Source organism: Caballeronia calidae (assembly GCF_900044055.2).
Taxonomy (GTDB): domain Bacteria; phylum Pseudomonadota; class Gammaproteobacteria; order Burkholderiales; family Burkholderiaceae; genus Caballeronia; species Caballeronia calidae.
In genome coordinates this window covers 102262-121809 of the sequence record NZ_FCOX02000019.1, presented here as the reverse complement: position 1 = coordinate 121809, position 19548 = coordinate 102262, and the positions used below count along the sequence as shown (strand labels likewise).

The following is a 19548-nucleotide window of genomic DNA, read 5'->3' as shown; positions in this document are numbered from 1 at the left end:
GTGTGCGGGTTTCGTCGCGTTGGCTTGGTTGATGCGGTGAGATCAGTGCGGCGGCGCGGCCGCATACGCGACGCATCGCTTCGCGAGCACATCGGTCGGATCGACGACGCTCACGCGCGTGCCGTTCGCGCCGACGACATGCGCGTCCCGCAACAGAAGCGGCAGTTCCGTGCAGCCGAGAATGATGACCTCGACGCCCTCGGCGATGAGCCCGTCGATTGCGGCGGCGATATCGTCCTGGCACTGTCCGGTCGTGAATCCGGCTTTCACGCCCTGCATGCCGTAGATGGCTTCCATCACGCGCGCCTGCAATGCGGGGCCGGGAACGACCTGCCGCAAGCCTTGCGATGCGAGCGCTTTCTCGTACACGCCGCTCGCGATCGTGCCTGACGTCGCGAGCACGCCCACCGAGCGCAGCGCGGGAAACGACTCGCGCAGATAGCGCACCGTCACCGTCAGCATGTTCACGATAGGCACGCCGAGATGCGGCTGAATGCGCTCGACGAACGCATGCGCCGTATTGCATGGAATCGCGATGAGATCCGCCCCGCCCGCTTCGAGCTTCTTGCAGGTCGCATAGAGCGAGATCGTCGGATCAGGCCCGTTGCCGATGAGGTTTTCCGTGCGATCCGGAATCTGCGGATTCTGCTCGACGAGCAGCTTGATATGGTCCTGATCGCGCGTTGCGGGCGTGGCGCGCACGATCTTGTGAATGAAATCGACCGTCGCCGCCGGCCCGACGCCGCCCACCACGCCGACCTTGAAGATCGTCTCGGGCAATTGGTATTGACCGGACACGACGTACTGCGCATACGCGAGATTCGAATCGACGAGCGGCACGCGCAATGCGCCGAGTTCGTCGGCTATGAGCGCGATCTCCGTAAGCCCCGGCACGATGATATTCGCACCCTGCGCGATGAGATCCTCGCAGGCCGCGCGCAACAGTTCCACAGGACGGCCACGCAGATTGCCGCTCTTCACGCCATCGGCGCCATAAACGGCTTCGGTGACGAGATCGACGCCATCACACGCGCGCGGGTGGATCACCTCGAACTCGGGTGCCGCGAAATACTTCTCGAACAATGCCTTGCGCCGCGTATGGGCCGACGCGAGCACGCCCACGCGGCGCACGGACGGAAACTTTCTGCGCACATGGCTGCGGACCGCTTCGATCATGTCGACGATCTGCAGCGGCGAATTGGCCTTCAGCTCGTCGATGAACGTATGGCTGAGAAAGCACGGCAGCACGACCGTCGTGACGCCGCGCTTTTCGAAGCTGCTGATCAGATCGAAGATATACAGCTTGCGCTGGGTGAGCGTGTCGCTGTCGGCATCGGCGCTGCGAAAGGGCTGCTGCTCGAAGATCGCATCGAAGTGCTCGGCGTCACGCGTGGCGGGCGTCGACTTGATCAGCTTGAAGAAAACGTCCGCGCTCGCGAGCGGACCGAGTCCGCCCACGACACCGAACTTGCGCGCGAGCGCCGCGTCCTTGCTGCTCATTTCGTCTCGCCTTCGAGTTGGCCGAACGAAGGCGAGGCCATCGCCGCGCGGCGCTCCTGCCGTGCAGCACGCTTGCCTTCCCACTTCGCGATGGCCGCCGTCGCGATGCTGTTGCCGATCACGTTGGTCGCCGTGCGTCCCATGTCGAGAATCTGGTCGATGGCGAGCACCAGCACAACGCCCGATGGCGGCAGATGGAACATCGGCGCGACCGCCGCGACCACCACCACCGATCCGCGCGCGACACCCGCCATGCCCTTGCTGCTCACCATGAGCACGAGCAGCATCACGATCTGCGTGCCGATCGGCATGTCGATGCCGAAGGCCTGCGCAATGAAGATCGCCGCGAACGCCTGATACATCATCGAGCCGTCGAGATTGAACGCGTAGCCGAGCGGCAAGGTGAAACCGACCACCTTCTTGTCGACGCCGAATTCCTCCAGCTTCTCGGTCAGACGCGGATACGCCGCTTCGCTGCTCGCAGTGGAGAAGGCGAGCATCGCCGGTTCGCGGATCGCCTTGAGCAAGGTCCACACCGGCTTGCCGAGGAACGCGTAGCCCGCGAGGATGAGCGCGCCCCAGAGGAGCGCGAGCCCCACATAGAAGCTCGCGACGAGCTTGCCGTACGTAGTGAGCACATCGAGCCCGTGCACCGTGATCGCCGATGCCAGCGCGCCGAACACACCGATGGGCGCGAGGCGCATCACATAGTCGGTCAGCTTCAGCATCGCGGGCACGAGCCCTTCGACGCCCGCGATCAGCGGCGCGACCCGCGGGTCCGACTTGATCACGCTGAGCACGATGCCGAACAGCACGGAAAAGACGAGGATCTGGAGGATGTCGTTGCGCGCCATCGCATCGAGGATGCTGGTGGGAAACGCGTGCGTCACGAAGTCCTTGAAGTTGAGGCCGGAGGTATTGAGGCCCGTGGCGACATCGGCGCTCGTCTGGGTCATGTGCAGGCCCGCGCCGGGTTGCAGCAGATTCGCGAGCACGAGCCCGAGCGCGAGCGAAAACAGCGACGCGCTCACGAACCACGCGATCGAGCGCAGGCCGATTCTGCGCACGTCGCTCGTGCCTTCCATGCCCGCGAGGCCCGAGACGAGCGTCGCGAAGACGAGCGGCGCGATGATCATCTTCACGAGCCGCAGGAAGATATCCGTAACGATGGAAAAGTACCCGGCGATGACCTTGGCGTGCTCGGCATCCGCCGCCGTGCGATGGCATACATAACCGACAGCCACGCCGAGCACCATGCCGGCGAGGATATAGAGGGTGAGTCGATTCTTCATGTGTCTCCGTCCTGGGATGGCGCACGAACGGTCGATCGTGACCGCTGCGCGCTCGGGAATGGCTCACGCATCGACGTTCGACGCGCTGCTTTTTATGTGTCAGGACGGAATCTTAGGGAAGGCAGAAAAAACGTGAATGCTAGTGCTGCATATGGCTATGCAAATTTCGCATAGCGCGGGAAAATCGCTAATCGGCCGGCCCGGCGGTAGTCCGGAGATGGTCCCATAGCGTGTCGAGCAATTCGCTGCGATTCGTGATGTCGCGGTACACGCGCAGTTCGAGCGCCAGTTGCCACTCGGCGCGTCCGGCGGCCACGAGATCGCCCGCATCGAGCTCGGCGGCGATCGAGCTCTTCGGCAGCCACGCCACGCCCTCGCCTTCCAGCACGAGTTTCTTCACGACCTCGGCCATGTCGGACTCGTAGTGCAGCCGCAATGCGGGCGATGCCTTCGTGTGCTCCATCAGAAGCGCGAAGCAGCGCCCGAAGTAGCTCGTCTCCGTATAAGCGATGAACGGCATCGGACGATCATGCACGCCGGGCAGGCGGTACATCGGCGCGAGCCGCTGATTGGGCTTGCACACCGGCATGAACGTATCGACGCCGACGGTCACGTACTCGTACTTCGAAGGATCGAGATGCAGCGGCAACTGCGGGTGGTGGTAGCCGAACATCAGCTCGCAGTTGCCGTTGACGAGCATGAGGATCGAATCGTGGACGTTCGCCGGAATGACCCGCGCGCGCACCTCGCCGATATGTTTCGCGAGCGTGCGCAGCCACGCGGGCAGGAAGTTGAGCGCGATGGTGTGGCCCGCCGCGATCTGCAGGCTCTTGCCCGAGATGCGCTGCTCCGTGCGGATGATGGCGCGCGTGTCGAACAGCTTGTCGAGGATGTCTTCGGCGGCGTCGCGAAACAACTGTCCGGCTGGCGTGAGCGTCGGCGGGAAACCGCTGCGGTCGACGAGATCGGCGCCGACCCATTGCTCGAGCGACTGGATGCGTCTGCTGAAGCCGGACTGCGTGACGTTACGAAATTCCGCCGCGCGCGAGAAGCTTTGATATCGGGCGAGCGCGATGAAGTCCTCGATCCACTTGATTTCCATGAGCCATCCGTCTCCGATACGCGACGAATGAGCTCGCCGCTACGAGCCGGAAATTCTACGCTCGCCCATGCCTTACGCGATCTGCGCGATGCGCAGCAGATTCGTCGTGCCCGGCGTGCCGAACGGCATGCCCGCCGAAATGACGACGGTATCGCCCGTCGTGCCGAAGCCTTCCGCGCGCACGGTTTCGCAGGCGAGCTCGCTCACTTCGAGCATGTCGACCACTTCCTTGCACACGACCGGATGCACGCCCCAGACGAGCGCGAGGCGGCGCGCGATGCCGATCTGCGGCGTCATGCCGACGATCGGCGCGCACGGCCGCTCGCGCGCCATCCGCAAGGCCGAGTAACCGGAGCTCGTGTAGGCGACGGTGGCCGCGGCATCGAGCAGGCCGGTGACGTGGCGCATCGCGTAGCCGATCGCATCCGATGTATTCGCGCGCGGCGCCGCGTGCGAGGCGGCGATCACTTCGCGATAGTACGGATCGCGTTCGGTCTGCGCGATGATGAGGTCCATCATCCGCACCGCTTCGACGGGATACTTGCCGCTCGCCGATTCGGCGGACAGCATCACCGCGTCCGCGCCGTCGTAGATCGCGGTGGCGACATCCGATGCTTCGGCGCGCGTGGGCACCGGCGCCGTGACCATCGATTCCAGCATCTGCGTGGCGACGATCACCGGCTTGCCCGCCTTGCGGCACGCGCGCACGATGCGCTTCTGGATCGCGGGCACCTGCTCCGCCGGCATCTCGACGCCGAGATCGCCGCGCGCGACCATCACGGCATCGGCTTCATCGACGATCGCATCGAGACTGCCGATGGCCGCAGGCTTCTCCAGCTTCGCGACGATGCCCACGCGATCCCCGACGATCTTTCGCACCTCGCGAATGTCCTCGACACGCTGCACGAATGACAACGCGAGCCAGTCGATGCCGAGCGTGAGGCCGAACTCGAGATCGCGCCGGTCTTTCTCGGTCATCGCCGAGAGCGGCAGCACGACATCGGGCACGTTGACGCCCTTGCGCTCGGAGAGCGGACCGCCGACGATCACGGTCGTTTCGGCGAAGTCAGGCCCGCATCGATCGACGCGGAGCTGCACGCGGCCATCGTCGAGCAGCAGGTTCGTCGCTTCCTTCAGCGCCGCGAAGATTTCCGGATGCGGCAGCGCGACGCGCGTGGCATCGCCGGGCTTGGTGGCGTCGAGATCGAGCCGGAAGCGCGCGCCTTTCTCCAGCGTGATCGGGCCGTTCGCGAAGGTGCCGATGCGCAGCTTCGGTCCTTGCAGATCGAGCAGCACGCCGATAGGCCGGCCCGCGTCCTTCTCGACGGCACGGATGATTTCGAGGCGGCGCTGATGATCGTCGTGCGTGCCGTGGCTGAAGTTCAGGCGGAAGACATCGGCGCCCGCCCTGTGCAGCGCTTCGATCGTTTCATGGCTCGTGCTCGCGGGACCCAGCGTAGCGACGATCCGGGCATTTCTCGTGCGGCGCATGTCGGTCGGCTCCGGTCAGGCGGCGTTGGCCGCTTGGGTGTCGATCAGCGCGCACACGGCATCGGTGACTTGCGCCGTGGTCGCGGTGCCGCCGAGGTCGCGCGTATGGAGCGACTTGTCGGACGTCACGGCTTCGATCGCCTGCATGACACGCTTCGCGGCGTCGTACTCGCCGAGATGCTCGAGCAGCATCACGACCGACCAGAACGTGCCGACCGGATTCGCCAGTCCCTTGCCCATGATGTCGAACGCAGAGCCGTGGATCGGCTCGAACATCGACGGATAGCGGCGCTCCGGATCGATGTTGCCCGTCGGCGCGATGCCGAGACTGCCTGCGAGCGCGGCGGCGAGATCGCTGAGAATGTCGGCGTGGAGGTTCGTCGCGACGATCGTATCGAGCGACTCGGGGCGATTGACCATGCGCGCGGTCGATGCATCCACCAGTTCCTTGTCCCATTTGACGTCCGGGAATTCCTTCGCGATTTCGGCTGCGATCTCGTCCCACATCACCATTGCGTGACGTTGCGCGTTGCTCTTCGTGATGACCGTCAGCAGCTTGCGCGGACGCGATTGCGCGAGGCGGAACGCAAAACGCAGAATGCGCTCGACGCCGGCGCGCGTCAGGATCGATACATCGGTCGCGGCTTCGATCGGATGACCCTGATGCACACGGCCGCCCACGCCCGAATATTCGCCTTCCGAGTTCTCGCGCACGATCACCCAGTTCAGGTCTTCGGGCTTGCAGCGCTTGAGCGGCGCGTCGATGCCCGGCAGGATGCGCGTCGGGCGCACGTTCGCATACTGATCGAAGCCCTGGCAAATCTTCAGGCGCAGGCCCCACAGCGTGATGTGATCGGGCACGTCGGGATCGCCCGCCGAGCCGAACAGGATCGCGTCCTTGTCGCGGATCGCATCGAGACCGTCCTCGGGCATCATCACGCCGTGCTGGCGGTAGTAGTCCGCGCCCCAGTCGAAGTTCTCGAACTCGAATGCGAACGACCGGCTCGACTTCGCGAGCGCTTCGAGCACTTGCTGACCGGCGGGAACGACTTCCTTGCCGATGCCGTCACCGGGAATGGTCGCGATGCGATAGGTCGTCATGTCTCTGTCTCCGTGGAATGTCCGTGATGTCTGTGTGAACGAACTCTACCCACATTCCAGCTCCAAAACCGCTGCTAAACTTAAAGTATCGTTAACTTTGATTCACGAATCAGCGCGATGTCCGATACCGTTCAGCCTGCCGATCTGAGCTTCTTTTCGACGCTTTCCGCTGCGGGCAGCCTGAGCGCGGCGGCGCGCGAACTGGGGCTGACGGCGGCGGCCGTGAGCAAGCGCCTGTCGCAGATGGAGACGCGTGCGGGCGTCGCGCTCGTCAACCGGACCACGCGCCGGATGATGCTCACGCCGGAAGGCGAGCTCTATCTCGAACGCGCGCGCCGGATTCTCGACGAGATCGATGAACTATCGGAACTGCTCGGCTCCGCGAAGCAAAGCCCGAAGGGTTTGCTGCGCGTGAACGCGACGCTCGGCTTCGGGCGCAGCCACGTCGCGCCGGTGATATCGCGGTTCGTCGCGCAGCATCCGCAGGTATCGGTGCAGCTTCAGTTATCGGTGACGCCGCCGCCTTTGACCGACGATGCCTTCGATGTCTGCATCCGTTTCGGCGAGCCGCCGGATACGCGCGTGGTCGCGCGGCGGCTCGCGGCGAACCGGCGCCTCCTGTGCGCCGCGCCTTCGTATATCGCGGCGCGCGGCATGCCGCTCACCGCGCACGATCTGACGCGCCACAACTGCATCGGCATTCGCCAGGGCGACGAAGCGTATGGCGTGTGGCGGCTGACATCGGGCCGGGGCACGTCGCGCAAGACCGAGGCCGTGCGCATCAACGGCACGCTGACGACGAACGACGGCGAGATCGCGGTCAAATGGGCGCTCGAAGGCCACGGCATTCTGATGCGCGCCGAATGGGACCTCGGGCAATATCTCGCGGACGGCTCGCTCGTTCGCGTGCTGCCCGATCACGAAACGCCGAACGCGGATATCTTCGCGGTCTATTCGCAGCGGCATCAGATGTCCAATCGCATTCGCGCGTTCGTCGATTTCATCGCGCACGAGCTCAAGGGCGAAGTGGCCCGGCGCGGGTCGTGACCGCCATCCGGACTACCAGTTGGAACTGACCGGCGACGGACCGTCGGCGTGCTGGCCGAGATAGCCGCGCAGATGCTCGACGAAGCACGCCACTTTCGCGGAGAGATTCAGGCGCTCGGGATAGACCGCGTAGATATCCGCGGGCGGCGTGTCGTAATCGGTCAGCACCTGCACGAGCCGTCCGCTGCGAAGATACTTGGCGATATCCCATTCCGCGCGCATCAGGATGCCGTGCCCTTCGAGCGCCCAGTTGAGCGCCACTTCGCCATCGTTCGTGCTCAGCTTGCCGTGCACCTTGATGGTCTCCGTGCGCCCGCTCCGGCTCAGCCGCCAGTTGCCGTACGCGCTTTCGTTCTGCCGCAGCACGATGCACTGATGCTGCGTCAGATCGTGCGGATGAACCGGTTCGCCGGATGCGCGCAAATAGCCGGGCGATGAAACCAGCAGCCGCCGGTTCGACGCGATCTTCTTCGCGATGAGACGCGAATCCGGCATTTCGCCGAAACGCACGGAAACGTCGATGCTTTCGTCGGGCAGGCTCACGGGCCGGTCGGTCAGATGCAACTGCACTTCGACATCGGGAAAATCCTGGCTGAACACCGAGATCGCCGGACCGATATACGAGCGCCCGAATCCCAGCGGCGCATTCACGCGCAACAGTCCTTTGGGCGCGGCCCGGCTGCTCGAAACGAGCCGCTCCATGTCGTCGATGTCGCTCAATATGCGCTGCGCGTTCGCGAAGTAGACCTCGCCTTCGCTCGTCAGGCTGATCCGCCGCGTCGTGCGGTTGAGCAGGCGCACGCCCAGACGATCTTCCATCGCCGAAAGCCGCCGGGAAACCGCCGGCGGCGTCAGGTTCAATTCCCGCGCCGTCGACGCGAGACTGCCCTGTTTCACCAGCAGGCAGAAGAAGCTCAGCTCCGAGTCCATGTTCATTCGTGAGTTTTTTGCAATGATGTTTTAAGTTTAGATCGATTCATACGCGTTTCCATCGGTTTTAACCTTGGTTCCGGATCGAGCGAAGCCGCGCAAGACGGCCGCGACATCGATTGATCATCGGATAAAGGAGACATTCCATGGATATGGATCTGGAAAAACGCACCCTGCGCAAGGTCAGCTGGCGCATCGTGCCGTTCATCATGCTGCTGTACTTCATCGCCTACATCGACCGGGTCAATATCGGCTTTGCCTCGCTCACGATGAAAACGGATCTGGGCTTCACCGCCTCGATCCTCGGTTTCGGCGCCGGCATCTTCTTCTGGGGCTACTTCCTGTTCGAAGTGCCCTCCAACATCGTCCTGCACAAGGTCGGCGCCCGCATATGGATCGCCCGCGTGATGGTCACGTGGGGCATCATTTCCGCGGCGATGGCGTTCGTCACAGGGCCGACCAGCTTCTACGTCATTCGCTTTCTGCTCGGCGCGGCCGAAGCGGGCTTCTTCCCCGGCATCATCCTGTACCTCAGCTACTGGTTCCCGGCCCGCCGCCGCGCGGGGGTGACGGCGTTCTTCATGGCCGCCGCGCCGATCTCCACCGCCATCGGCTCGCCGCTGTCCGCCGCGTTGCTCGAAATGAACGGCGTGATGGGCCTGCACGGCTGGCAGTGGATGTTCGTTCTCGAAGCGATTCCCGCGCTCATCCTGGGTGTCGTCGTGTTCTTCTACATGACCGACAAGCCCGAAAAAGCCAAGTGGCTGAAGGAAGACGAGCGCACGTGGCTGGTCAACGTGATGAACGCGGAAACCGCGAGCCGTGCTTCGGCCGGCGCGAAGCACGGCATCATCAGCGGCCTCGCGAATCCGCGCGTGCTGGCCTTGTCGCTGATCTACTTCGGCACGTCGGCGGGCTTGTACACGCTCGGCATCTGGGCGCCGCAGATCATCAAGCAACTCGGCGTTTCGTCGATGACGGTGGGCCTGCTCAATGCGATTCCGCCTGTCGTCTCGGTGGTCGCGATGGTCTTCTGGTCGCGCCACTCCGACCGCACCGGCGAGCGCACCTGGCACGTCGTGCTGGCCTGCGTGGCGGCGACGGTCGGTCTCGTGGTCGCGGCAATGGCCAATAGCGTCGTCGGGCTGATCGCCGCGCTGACGCTCGTGAATATCGGCATCAGCTGCGCGAAGCCGCCCCTGTGGACCATGCCGACGATGTTCCTCTCCGGCGCCGCGGCGGCCACGGGCATCGCCACCATCAATTCGATCGGCAATCTCGGCGGCTTCGTCGGCCCGGCGATGATCGGCTGGATGAAGGATCGGACCGGCAGCTTCAGCGGCGGACTCTATTTCGTCGCGGGCCTGCTCGTGCTCTCCGCCGTGCTGACGCTGCTCCTGGCCCGCACGCAGAAATCACCCGTCACGCCCGGCAATGCGGCCGTGCATTGAAACCAGACGCGCCCCGTCCCAACAATATGTCGTCAGAGGAATGCAACATGGAAAAGGAAGCAGCCATTCAGTCCGTCACGGACACCATGGCGAAGTTCACCGCCTATATCGGCAAGCGTCTGCCCAAGGACGTGAAGGCAAAGCTCGCCGAACTGCGCACGCTGGAAACGAATCCGCTCGCCAAGTCGATCTATGACTCGATGGACGGCAATCAGGAAGCCGCCGACAAACTCAACCGTCCGAGCTGCCAGGACACCGGCGTGATCCAGTATTTCGTCGAGGCCGGCGCGCACTTTCCGCTGCTCGGCGAGCTGGAAGAGATTCTGCGCGAAGCCACCGCGGGCGCGACGAAGATGGGCCCGCTGCGCCACAACGCGGTCGAAACCTTCGACGAAAAGAACACCGGCACCAACACGGGCACGCAGATTCCCTGGCTGGACTGGCGCATCGTGCCGGAAAAGGACAGTTGCACCATCGACGTGTACATGGCCGGCGGCGGCTGCACGCTGCCCGGCGCGGCCAAGGTGCTGATGCCGGGGCAAGGCTACGAAGGCGTCGCGGAGTTCGTGATGGACGTGATCACCGAGCGCGGCGTGAATGCATGTCCGCCGCTGCTCGTCGGCATCGGCGTATCGACATCGGTCGAGACCGCGGCGCGCCTCTCCAAGCTCGCGATCCTGCGCCCGGTCGACTCGAAGAGCGAGAATCCCCGCGCCGCGCTGATGGAAGAACTGCTCGAGGACGGGCTCAACGAGATCGGCATCGGACCGCAAGGCCTGAAGGGCAACAACAGCGTGATGGGCGTGAATATCGAGTCGTCGGCGCGCCATCCGTCGACCATCGGCGTCGCCATCAATACCGGCTGCTGGGCGCACCGGCGCGGCAAGATTCGCATCAATGCCGACCTGTCGTACGAAATCCTTTCCCACGAAGGAGTGGTGCTGTGAAAAAAGTGTTGACCACCCCCATCAAGAGCGAAGATCTTGAAGACCTCAATGTCGGCGACGTCGTCTATCTGACCGGCCGGCTCGTCACCTGCCGCGATGTCGCGCATCGAAGACTGATCGAACAGGGGCGCGAATTGCCCGTCGATCTCGAAGGCGGCGCGATCTTTCACGCGGGTCCGATCGTTCGCAAGAAAGACGACGGCAGCTTCGAAATGGTGTCCATCGGCCCGACGACGAGCATGCGCATGGAGAAGTTCGAGCGCGAGTTCATCGAGCAGACCGGCGTGAAGCTGATCGTCGGAAAAGGCGGCATGGGCCCCGAGACCGCCGCCGGCTGTCAGGAGCACAAGGCCGTGCACGCGATCTTCCCGGGCGGCTGCGCAGTGCTGGCCGCGACGCTGGTCGAGGAAATCGAAGGCGCGGAGTGGCAGGACCTGGGGATGCCGGAAACCTTGTGGATCAACCGCGTCAGGGAATTCGGCCCGCTGATCATTTCGATCGACACCAAGGGCAATAACCTGATCCAGCAGAACAAGGCGGTGTTCAACGAGAAAAAGAAGCCGATCCTCGACAGGATCAGCGCGCAGCTCAGCTTCATCAAGTAAGCGGCGTTGCGCCGGCCCGATACGCTTTCGGGCCGCCGCGCGCCGGCTAGCTCGCCGGACGCAGATAGGCAAGAAGCATGTCGAGATGCATCGCGGAAATGGCCTCCTGACGAGGCTTCTCCGCGTAATTCCGGCCCGTGAAGGCGTCGATGGTATAGCGGTTGGACACGATGTAATAGCCCATGCCGACGAGCGTCACGTAAAAGTCCAGCGGATCGATGCCCGCGCGAAACTGCCCCGCCGCCGTGCCGCGCTCGAGCGTCACGCGCACCAGTTCGACCACCGGCGAGAGCGCCTCCAGCAACCTGCTCGAACGTTCGAGGTATCGCCCTTCGTGCAGATTTTCGTTGTTGACGAGACTCAGCCACTGCGGGTTGTCCCGGAGATGTGTCCAGATGGAGCGCGCCAGCTCGCGAATCGCGTCGGCTGGCGGCATGCCGGACAGATCGAGCTTTGCCTCCCGCTCCGCGAACTGCGCGTACATCGCTTCGAGCACCGCGACGTACAGGCCTTCCTTGCTCGTGAAGTAGTAGTAAAGCATGCGCTCGTTCGTGCCTGCCGCGGAGGCAATGGCGTCGACGCGCGCGCCCGCGAGGCCGAACTTCGTGAACTGTTCGGTGGCGGCTTCGAGAATGCGCCGTCGCGTGCCTTCCGGATCTCGTTTTACTCGTTGTTCGCTCATATCTTTGCGGCCACGGATGAAATTGCGACAGTCACTTAATAGCTCCATTATGCCGAGCGTGATGGGACAAGCATAGCGCTGTGAATACGGATTGTCGCCGCCTTGACGACGAGAAATTGAAACGCTAGTCAAGATCCGCCGAAAAAGAGTGCGTCGATGAACTTCGGTCTGGACGCTCGCTCGTGTCTGGTTCGTGCCGAAAAAAGGCAGGCGCTACAATCGCAGGGGTCTAAACGTGGACTCATCGCCAATGAATGCGCCAATGCCGAACGAGAATTCATCATCCCGACTGCGGCTCGAACAGGCTCGCCGCCTGCTCGCACTCGCGCAGACGGGGCTGCACTATACGACCGGCGTCTTCGACAAGGAGCGATACGAAGAAATAGCGGCGATCGCACATGCGCAAATCGCCGAAATAGCGTCGATGAGAACCGATAAGGTCACCGAACTTTTTGCGTTCGAGGAAGGCTATGCCAATCCGAAGCTGGATGTGAGGTGCGCTGTATTCGACGAGGCCGGACAGATCCTGCTCGTGCGCGAAGCAGCCGATGGACACTGGTCGCTTCCGGGCGGCTGGGCCGATGTGGGCTTGTCTCCAGCGGAGAATGCCGCCAAGGAAGTGCGGGAAGAAAGCGGTTATACCGTCGAGATCGTTCGTCTGCTCGCGGCGTGGGATACGGCCAAGCATCCTCATCCGCCTTCGGTATTTCACATCTGGAAGCTCGTGTTTCTCGGCGAGATCGTGCGCGCGGGCGAAGTGATCGGCGTTGAAACGGATGCGGTCGGATTCTTCAGTCTCGATGCTCTTCCGTCACTGTCACTGGGCCGGATCATGCCGCAGCAGATTGAACGTCTCGACGAACTGCGACGCAGCGGCGAGATCGATTTCGATTGAACTGAATTCTCTTCGGTAAACCCCTCGAAGTCAGTTGCGCGCCGCTGCTGCTGGCTGGGGTCGATGGCGAAGCTTTGTAGGATGTTTGAGCGGAGGACGGTTAGTTGCTTTTGAAGCGCGTAAATTAGTTCGCACTCCGATACCTCATCGCCACTTAAATCATCTTATGCACCGCCGTGACCATACCGAAACGTGACGGCGGCGCCTGATCATCCGGTTATCGACTCGGCTATTTCGCGAGCAGCGCCTCCTGATGCGCCTTCACCAGATCCGCCATGCTGTTGAAGCGAAAATCGATAGTCGGCTGCGAACCCGGGTCCATCGTCGCGCCGAAGCCCGGCTGCGAATGACGTCGATAGATCCAGCACGACGCAAGGCCGAAGCCGTTCGCGGGCTTGTGATCGTGAAAAAGGCTTTCGGCCGTGTGCAGGATCGTATCTTTGCGGATACCGCGCTCGCCCAGCTTCTCCAGCATGTATTCGAAGTTTCGCGGCGAAGGCTTATACGAGCCGATATCTTCCGCCGTGAAGATCCCGTCGAATTCCACTTCCAGCTTCTCGTTGCTATGCGTAAAGCTCTCGTTGTCGACATTCGACAGAATCACGAGCTTGTAATGCTGTTTCAGGTAGCGCAGCGCGTCCGCTGAATCCGCGAACGCGGGCCAGTTACGAATCGATCGGCCATAGGCGATGCATTCATCGTGCGTGAAAGAAACGCCCCATTCCTCCGCGAGCCGCTTGTACACGATGGCCAATACATCCTGATATCGCTTGCCCGGCGTATAACGCTGTTGCGACGACTCGTGGCGCGCATGCGCCTCGAGAACCCGATCGCGCGTCAACGCGGGCTTGACGCGCTCCAGCAGCGCGCGCAGCCCTTCGAAGATTCCCGTTTCCCAGTCGATCAACGTGCCGTAGCAGTCGAAGGTCAGCGTGTCGAAATCGGTCAGTTTCACATTCGCTCCTGTCAGTTGGATGGTGGTGAAGATCATCGCGCCCCGTGATCTTACAAAACCGCGCGTTTTGGAGTATTTGTTACATGAAGCTCGTGTATCGTCGGTCCACTGCTTTCGCTCAAAGTGCATCGAATACGCCAATCTATAATCGTATGAAACGCCAGGCCGCCTTTATCGAAGTGTTTGATCCGCATCGGAGGACCAGATGGAATCTGCCTTTGACGTTTATGCGGGATTCGAAATCTCAGTCGCTACCCGACGCAATGAACGCGGCGCGTGGGTCGCGGACGTCAACGTGAGCCGCGATGGCCAGGCCGCGTTCGCCCCCTGGCCCGAGACCGTGCAGCCGGAATGGCGCACCGCTGACGAAGCCGTGCGCGACGGAATCGAACGGGCGCGGCGGATGATCAGGCAACACCTCGACGGCAGCGACGTTCACTCCTGGGTCGTGACGCGCCGGCACGCGCAAACGTGGTTCATCACGGAAACCGAACGGAGCTCCGGTCACACCTTCACGCCGGGCAATTGAGGCATTTCACCGTCCCGGATGCATCTTTGCAGGGTTTGCCGGGATCTCACGCCATACCTCGCCTTTCGGCGAAGCAAGCGAAGTCAGCAGACATTGACGCGAGGTTCGCGCCCGAAAGACGCGGGCTTTCGCCATGACTTGTCGATCGATTCAATCAACCGCTTCACGCAATCGAACTCTTCAGATGCCCGACAACACACCCGAACCTCAAGCCGTCTGTAATCCGATTTCCCGAAGCGCGATCTTCATCGTCGCCACCGTGTCGCGCGCCGAAGGCAAAGCCGATGTCGTGCGCTCATGGTGCGGCGACATCGCGGCGCTGGTCCGCGCGGTCGGCATGCGCGCGCCGACAGCGAACCTGTCCTGCATATGCGGCTTCGGCTCGGATGCGTGGGACGTTCTTTTCGGCGCGCCGCGTCCCGCGTCGCTGCATCCGTTTCGCGAGTTCGGCTCGGGCGAACGGCGCGCGATCGCGACACCCGGCGACATCCTCCTGCATATCCGCGCGGATCACATGGACCTGTGCTTCGAGCTCGCGTCGCAGATGCTCAACAAGCTCGGCGATGCGGTCACGGTCGTCGACGAGGTGCACGGCTTTCGCTACTTCGATCTGCGCGACATGGTCGGCTTCGTCGACGGCACTGAGAACCCGACGGGCAAGCGCGCCGCGAACTACACGATCATCGGCGACGATGATCCGGCCTTCGCCGGCGGCAGCTACGTGATCGTGCAGAAGTATCTGCACGATCTGGACGCATGGAACGGCCTGACCGTCGAGCAGCAGGAAAAGATCATCGGCCGGGAAAAGCTTTCCGATGTCGAGCTCGACGATTCGATCAAGCCCTCGTGCTCGCACAGCTCGCTCACGACGATCGAGGAGAACGGCGAGGAAGTGAAGATCCTGCGCCACAACATGGCGTTCGGCCGTCCGGGTGCGAAGGAGTTCGGCACGTATTTCATCGGCTATGCGCGCACGCCGAAGCCGATCGAACAGATGATGGAAAACATGTTCGTCGGCCGGCCGCCGGGCAACTACGACCGCCTGCTCGACTATAGCCGCGCGGTGACGGGCGGCCTTTTCTTCGTGCCGTCCACTGATCTGCTCGACGAACTTCCCGACCGCATTCCGGATGCCGCGGCTGCTTCGATCGAAGAAAGCCAGCGTGAGGATAGCCGCGAAGGAACATTGAACATTGGCTCACTCAAAGGAACGCCACAACATGAATAACCTGCATCGAGAGCTCGCGCCCGTCTCCAGCGCCGCATGGGCGCAGATCGAAGCCGAAGTGGCACGCACCTTCAAGCGCGCCCTCGCGGGCCGGCGTGTCGTCGACGTGAAAAGCCCCGGCGGCACGGCGCTATCGGCCATCGGCACGGGGCATCAGACGAACATCGAATCGCCGAAGAAAGGCGTCTCGGCGAAGCTGTATGAAGTGAGGCAGCTCGTGCAGCTCACCGTGCCGTTCACGTTGCAGCGCGAGGCCATCGACAGTGTGGAGCGCGGCTCCAACGACGGCGACTGGCAACCCGGGAAGACCGCCGCGAATGAGCTGGCGCTCGCGGAGGACGGCGCCATCTTCGACGGCTTCGCGGCTGCGGGCATCGTCGGCATTCGTGAGGGCAGCTCGAACGCGCCGACGTTGTTGCCCACGGATGTCGCCGATTATCCCGCCGCCATCAGCCAGGCGCTCGAGAAACTCCGGCTTGCCGGCGTCGATGGCCCCTACTCCGTGCTGCTCGGCGCGGATGCCTATACCGCGCTCGCGGAAGCAAGCGATCAGGGCTATCCGGTCATTCAGCACATCAAGCGCATCGTGAGCGGCGATCTCATATGGGCGCCCGCTTTGCAAGGCGGCTGCGTGCTGTCGACGCGCGGCGGCGATTACGAACTGCATATCGGACAGGACTTGTCGATCGGCTACACGAGCCATACCGATACCGCCGTGCAGCTCTATCTGCGCGAAACGCTCACGTTCCTGATGCTGACGAGCGAGGCGTCCGTTTCCATCCCCGCGGGCGAATAGCGGTATATATGAAGCGTGGCGGCCCTGTCTCGCCACGCTTTCGAACACGGGTTTCAAGGAGCACGATCATGCCCAGTCAACAAGGCGGCCTGAGCGACGAGTTCATCGCGAAGCAGCGTGAGCGTCTTCTCGCACTGAAGCGCGAACTGCTCGGCAGCGAGGAAGGCGGCATCGCGGGAGAGCGTCGATTGCAGGAAGAGCGCGGTTCCGAGGCGCACGAGTATGAGGACGATGCGCAACGCATGGAGCAGGACATCGCGAATCAGGCATTGCGCAACGTGAACGACCGGCGCATCGGCGACATCGATCGCGCGCTGCGGAAGATCGCGGAAGGCACGTATGGACTCTCCGACGAAAGCGGCGAGCCGATCCCGAAGGCGCGTCTCGAAGCGATGCCCGAAGCGGCTCTCACGGTGGAGGAACAAGGCAGGCGCGAAGCGGGCCGATGATGCCCGTCATGCGCGTGCCGTTGCACTCGAAGCGCCGAGCACGTTTGGCGTCGACCTGCTAACCTCGGGCGAATCGATCGATCTCGCCACAAGGAGCGTTGAGCATGAGTGCATCGCCGGAATACGTGCCGCCAAGCGTGTGGACATGGAGCAAGGAAAGCGGCGGACGCTTTGCCAACATCAATCGGCCCGTCTCCGGGCCGACGCATGACAAGGCATTGCCGGTCGGTCGTCATCCGCTGCAACTCTATTCATTGGCCACGCCCAACGGCGTCAAAGTCACCGTGATGCTCGAAGAATTGCTCGCGCTCGGCCATCGCGGCGCGGAGTACGACGCATGGCTCATTCGCATCGGCGACGGCGAGCAGTTCGGCAGCGGCTTCGTCGAGGTCAATCCGAATTCGAAGATCCCGGCGCTGATGGATCGCAGCGGCGCAACGCCCGTGCGCGTCTTCGAATCGGGCGCGATCCTGCTCTATCTCGCGGAGAAGTTCGGCGCGCTCCTGCCGACGGAGCCGGCCAAACGTGCCGAATGCCTGTCGTGGCTCTTCTGGCAGATGGGCAGCGCGCCTTATCTCGGGGGCGGCTTCGGGCACTTCTATGCGTATGCGCCGAGCAAGATGGAATATCCGATCGACCGCTTCGCGATGGAAGTGAAGCGCCAACTCGACGTGCTCGACAAGCGCCTCGCGGACAGCGCGTATATCGCCGGCGACGCGTACACCATCGCGGACATCGCCATCTTTCCGTGGTACGGCGGCCTCGTGAACGGCTGGCTCTACGATGCGGCCGAATTCCTCTCCGTGCACGAATACAGGCACGTGCGCCGCTGGGCCGATATCATCGGCGCGCGTCCCGCCGTGCAACGCGGCCGCATGGTGAATCGCACCTTCGGCGAGCCGTCTACCCAGTTGCACGAACGACACGACGCGTCGGATTTCGACACGCGCACAGAGGACAAGCTGTCCGCAGATAAGTGACCGGATAGCGCGACGCGCAAAAAACCCACGGACGTAAATCACTTTTCGCCAACGGCTGCATCATTGCGGTGCAAAGAACGCGATTGACGCCGCCCGTGTCATGCTGTCACGATTCGTAGGCCGTATGATCCGCCAACGCTCCGCGCACGCGCTTTCGTGCGACGAATGGCGGACGATTCTCGAAGCTCGGGACTACTTCGTCCTTACAACGTGAAAGCCGACACACGGAGAACGTCCATGTTGAACGCTCGGGTTGGCGCCAGGTCCGCGGATAACGTTCGGACCATTGCGGCCTTGCTGATGCTGGTCGCGGCGGGGTTTCTCGCAATCCGCATGGTGATCGTCTATCACTACACGCTTTCCTACGGCGCCGACCATCCGCGCGCGTTCAGCGATTTCAATTTCTATTACTACGCGTTCAGCACCGTGCTGAACTCGGCGCACGACCCATCGCTTCTGTATAACAACGAGCGGCTCGTTTCATATATATCGAATCTCGGCGCGAATACGGTCAACGATATCCTCATCTATTGCTATCCGCCGCAATTCGCGCTGATCTTTTCGCCGTTCGCGCTTTTGCCGTCGTTCGCCGCGAAGCTCACGTGGGTCGCGATGTCCGTCGTACTATGCATCGTCGGCGCGATTCTTCTCGCGAAGATGGCCTATCGCGGCGAAGACAAGCGCGTGACCGCATTGCTCATCGCGGTGACGTTGCTGAGCTTTCCGGTGCTGCACGACGCGTATCTCGGGCAATCCAATGAGCTGCTGTTCTTCCTGCTGGCCACGGCGTTCTTTCTGGTCGAGCGCGGCAATCGCTGGGCAGCGGGCGTCTTTCTCGCGCTCGCGGTCGTCTTCAAAGTGACGCCGCTCGCAGTTGTCGGCCTGCTTTTGTTGCGACGCGAATGGCGCACCGTGGTATCGACGGGCATCTGGGCCATCGCGCTCACGCTCTTCACTGCGAGCCAGCTCGGCTTTCGCATCATCTGGGATTACTTCACCGTGGAGATCGCGCGCGCGCAGACGCATATCGTGAGCGCGGGCGGCTTGCCGGGGAACAGCTCGGTGCGCGGCGCATTGCAGACCGTATCCGAGAGGCTCGGCATGCCCGCGTCCGAAGCGACGCTTCATGCTACGTCGACGATCTTCGCCGCGATCGTGTGTCTGCTCGCGTGCTATCTCGTCCTGCGCCGCAGCCAGGACAGGCGCATGGACTACGGGCTCGCGTGCATCACGATGCTGCTCGCCGCGCCCATTCTGGAGCCGATTCACATGGTCGTCGCGCTGATTCCGCTGGCGATTCTGCTCGGGACCGCGCTGGAACGATGGGATGTGCGGCAGTCCGCCATCGTGCCTCGTGCCGAGATCGTGCTCCTCGCGCTTGCGGTGTTTCTGCTGTTCTTCATGGAACGATCCGCGATGTATACCGTTTCGGCCCTGCTTACCTGGGTGCTCTGTGTCGCGCGGTATTTTCTGCCGGCGTCGGAGCGGCGACTGAATCCGCAAGTGGACAGCGGCCGCCTCGATTCGCGAATGTTATGAGCATACAGTCGAGCGGGTCGCGGGCCTGA

The 19548-nt window shown here is 62.8% G+C and carries 19 protein-coding genes; 11 read left to right on the top strand and 8 right to left on the bottom strand.

Features of this window, described 5'->3' with window-relative positions; genetic code table 11:
- Positions 1-42: 42 nt before the first annotated feature.
- The 5 genes from cuyB to AWB78_RS19160 all read right to left on the bottom strand — a co-directional run bounded on the left by cuyB (position 43) and on the right by AWB78_RS19160 (position 6486).
- Positions 43-1500, bottom strand: coding sequence for a cysteate racemase (cuyB, locus tag AWB78_RS19180; protein WP_062607079.1), 1458 nt, complete (start codon positions 1498-1500; stop codon positions 43-45).
- Positions 1497-2792 (bottom strand): dicarboxylate/amino acid:cation symporter, encoded by a 1296-nt coding sequence (locus AWB78_RS19175; protein WP_062607077.1) that lies wholly within the window; start codon positions 2790-2792, stop codon positions 1497-1499. Before AWB78_RS19175 ends, cuyB begins: the two co-directional genes overlap by 4 nt.
- A 187-nt stretch (positions 2793-2979) precedes the next feature.
- The gene (locus tag AWB78_RS19170; RefSeq protein WP_062607075.1) at positions 2980-3894 is read right to left on the bottom strand and encodes a LysR substrate-binding domain-containing protein; all 915 of its coding nucleotides are present in this window, start codon (positions 3892-3894) and stop codon (positions 2980-2982) included.
- Between the two features lie 72 nt (positions 3895-3966).
- Positions 3967-5385, bottom strand: coding sequence for a pyruvate kinase (pyk, locus tag AWB78_RS19165; protein ID WP_062607072.1), 1419 nt, complete (start codon positions 5383-5385; stop codon positions 3967-3969).
- A gap of 15 nt (positions 5386-5400) precedes the next feature.
- Positions 5401-6486 carry a tartrate dehydrogenase gene (locus AWB78_RS19160; RefSeq protein ID WP_062607070.1) on the bottom strand — a complete coding sequence of 362 codons (1086 nt, stop codon included), beginning with the start codon at positions 6484-6486 and terminating at the stop codon, positions 5401-5403.
- 117 nt (positions 6487-6603) lie between these two features.
- Between AWB78_RS19160 and AWB78_RS19155 the strand changes: the two genes are divergently transcribed.
- The gene (locus AWB78_RS19155) at positions 6604-7533 is read left to right on the top strand and encodes a LysR family transcriptional regulator (protein ID WP_062607068.1); all 930 of its coding nucleotides are present in this window, start codon (positions 6604-6606) and stop codon (positions 7531-7533) included.
- Between the two features lie 12 nt (positions 7534-7545).
- On the opposite strand, the gene AWB78_RS19150 is transcribed toward AWB78_RS19155, so the two are convergent.
- Entirely contained in the window at positions 7546-8469 is a 924-nt protein-coding gene (locus AWB78_RS19150; protein WP_062607066.1) for a LysR family transcriptional regulator, read from the bottom strand.
- Positions 8470-8609: 140 nt separating this feature from the next.
- Here AWB78_RS19150 and AWB78_RS19145 point away from each other — a divergent pair, with 140 nt between their 5' ends.
- Genes AWB78_RS19145 through ttdB form a run of 3 tightly spaced genes read left to right on the top strand, consistent with a single transcriptional unit; the run spans position 8610 to position 11466 of the window.
- Positions 8610-9914 (top strand): MFS transporter, encoded by a 1305-nt coding sequence (locus tag AWB78_RS19145; protein ID WP_062607064.1) that lies wholly within the window; start codon positions 8610-8612, stop codon positions 9912-9914.
- Positions 9915-9961: 47 nt separating this feature from the next.
- A complete protein-coding gene (ttdA, locus tag AWB78_RS19140) occupies positions 9962-10861 on the top strand; it encodes a L(+)-tartrate dehydratase subunit alpha (RefSeq protein ID WP_062607063.1) in 900 nt (299 codons plus the stop codon).
- Positions 10858-11466, top strand: coding sequence for a L(+)-tartrate dehydratase subunit beta (gene ttdB / locus AWB78_RS19135; protein ID WP_062607061.1), 609 nt, complete (start codon positions 10858-10860; stop codon positions 11464-11466). The genes ttdA and ttdB overlap by 4 nt, the downstream gene beginning before the upstream one ends.
- Positions 11467-11512: 46 nt before the next feature.
- Here the strand turns inward: ttdB and AWB78_RS19130 are convergent, their stop codons facing one another.
- Positions 11513-12148: a TetR/AcrR family transcriptional regulator gene (locus AWB78_RS19130; RefSeq protein ID WP_062607059.1), complete on the bottom strand. Its 636-nt coding sequence runs from the start codon at positions 12146-12148 to the stop codon at positions 11513-11515.
- Positions 12149-12410: 262 nt separating this feature from the next.
- Between AWB78_RS19130 and AWB78_RS19125 the strand changes: the two genes are divergently transcribed.
- Positions 12411-13043 carry an NUDIX hydrolase gene (locus AWB78_RS19125; RefSeq protein WP_062607058.1) on the top strand — a complete coding sequence of 211 codons (633 nt, stop codon included), beginning with the start codon at positions 12411-12413 and terminating at the stop codon, positions 13041-13043.
- A 229-nt stretch (positions 13044-13272) separates the two neighbouring features.
- Here AWB78_RS19125 and AWB78_RS19120 read toward each other — a convergent pair whose 3' ends face one another.
- Entirely contained in the window at positions 13273-13998 is a 726-nt protein-coding gene (locus AWB78_RS19120) for a haloacid dehalogenase type II (protein WP_062607120.1), read from the bottom strand.
- Positions 13999-14203: 205 nt separating this feature from the next.
- Here AWB78_RS19120 and AWB78_RS19115 point away from each other — a divergent pair, with 205 nt between their 5' ends.
- From AWB78_RS19115 to AWB78_RS19090, 6 genes are all read left to right on the top strand, one after another.
- Positions 14204-14527, top strand: a complete 324-nt coding sequence (locus tag AWB78_RS19115) for a DUF6566 family protein (RefSeq protein WP_062607056.1) — start codon at positions 14204-14206, stop codon at positions 14525-14527.
- A 184-nt stretch (positions 14528-14711) separates the two neighbouring features.
- Positions 14712-15755: a Dyp-type peroxidase gene (locus AWB78_RS19110; RefSeq protein ID WP_062607049.1), complete on the top strand. Its 1044-nt coding sequence runs from the start codon at positions 14712-14714 to the stop codon at positions 15753-15755.
- The gene (locus AWB78_RS19105; RefSeq protein WP_062607046.1) at positions 15748-16551 is read left to right on the top strand and encodes a family 1 encapsulin nanocompartment shell protein; all 804 of its coding nucleotides are present in this window, start codon (positions 15748-15750) and stop codon (positions 16549-16551) included. Before AWB78_RS19110 ends, AWB78_RS19105 begins: the two co-directional genes overlap by 8 nt.
- A 68-nt stretch (positions 16552-16619) precedes the next feature.
- A complete protein-coding gene (locus tag AWB78_RS19100) occupies positions 16620-17000 on the top strand; it encodes a TraR/DksA family transcriptional regulator (RefSeq protein WP_062607044.1) in 381 nt (126 codons plus the stop codon).
- Positions 17001-17104: 104 nt separating this feature from the next.
- Positions 17105-17980, top strand: coding sequence for a glutathione-dependent disulfide-bond oxidoreductase (gene yghU / locus AWB78_RS19095; protein WP_062607042.1), 876 nt, complete (start codon positions 17105-17107; stop codon positions 17978-17980).
- A gap of 237 nt (positions 17981-18217) precedes the next feature.
- Entirely contained in the window at positions 18218-19519 is a 1302-nt protein-coding gene (locus AWB78_RS19090; protein WP_062607041.1) for a glycosyltransferase family 87 protein, read from the top strand.
- The last annotated feature ends 29 nt before the right edge of the window (positions 19520-19548 follow it).

What these genes read in the sequence shown, in the direction of transcription:
- cuyB (WP_062607079.1), bottom strand. Translation starts at nt 1,500, where the DNA reads ATGAGCAGCAAGGACGCGGCGCTCGCGCGCAAGTTCGGTGTCGTGGGC.
- AWB78_RS19175 (WP_062607077.1), bottom strand. Translation starts at nt 2,792, where the DNA reads ATGAAGAATCGACTCACCCTCTATATCCTCGCCGGCATGGTGCTCGGC.
- AWB78_RS19170 (WP_062607075.1), bottom strand. Translation starts at nt 3,894, where the DNA reads ATGGAAATCAAGTGGATCGAGGACTTCATCGCGCTCGCCCGATATCAA.
- pyk (WP_062607072.1), bottom strand. Translation starts at nt 5,385, where the DNA reads ATGCGCCGCACGAGAAATGCCCGGATCGTCGCTACGCTGGGTCCCGCG.
- AWB78_RS19160 (WP_062607070.1), bottom strand. Translation starts at nt 6,486, where the DNA reads ATGACGACCTATCGCATCGCGACCATTCCCGGTGACGGCATCGGCAAG.
- AWB78_RS19155 (WP_062607068.1), top strand. Translation starts at nt 6,604, where the DNA reads ATGTCCGATACCGTTCAGCCTGCCGATCTGAGCTTCTTTTCGACGCTT.
- AWB78_RS19150 (WP_062607066.1), bottom strand. Translation starts at nt 8,469, where the DNA reads ATGAACATGGACTCGGAGCTGAGCTTCTTCTGCCTGCTGGTGAAACAG.
- AWB78_RS19145 (WP_062607064.1), top strand. Translation starts at nt 8,610, where the DNA reads ATGGATATGGATCTGGAAAAACGCACCCTGCGCAAGGTCAGCTGGCGC.
- ttdA (WP_062607063.1), top strand. Translation starts at nt 9,962, where the DNA reads ATGGAAAAGGAAGCAGCCATTCAGTCCGTCACGGACACCATGGCGAAG.
- AWB78_RS19130 (WP_062607059.1), bottom strand. Translation starts at nt 12,148, where the DNA reads ATGAGCGAACAACGAGTAAAACGAGATCCGGAAGGCACGCGACGGCGC.
- AWB78_RS19125 (WP_062607058.1), top strand. Translation starts at nt 12,411, where the DNA reads ATGCCGAACGAGAATTCATCATCCCGACTGCGGCTCGAACAGGCTCGC.
- AWB78_RS19115 (WP_062607056.1), top strand. Translation starts at nt 14,204, where the DNA reads ATGGAATCTGCCTTTGACGTTTATGCGGGATTCGAAATCTCAGTCGCT.
- AWB78_RS19110 (WP_062607049.1), top strand. Translation starts at nt 14,712, where the DNA reads ATGCCCGACAACACACCCGAACCTCAAGCCGTCTGTAATCCGATTTCC.
- AWB78_RS19105 (WP_062607046.1), top strand. Translation starts at nt 15,748, where the DNA reads ATGAATAACCTGCATCGAGAGCTCGCGCCCGTCTCCAGCGCCGCATGG.
- AWB78_RS19100 (WP_062607044.1), top strand. Translation starts at nt 16,620, where the DNA reads ATGCCCAGTCAACAAGGCGGCCTGAGCGACGAGTTCATCGCGAAGCAG.
- yghU (WP_062607042.1), top strand. Translation starts at nt 17,105, where the DNA reads ATGAGTGCATCGCCGGAATACGTGCCGCCAAGCGTGTGGACATGGAGC.
- AWB78_RS19090 (WP_062607041.1), top strand. Translation starts at nt 18,218, where the DNA reads ATGTTGAACGCTCGGGTTGGCGCCAGGTCCGCGGATAACGTTCGGACC.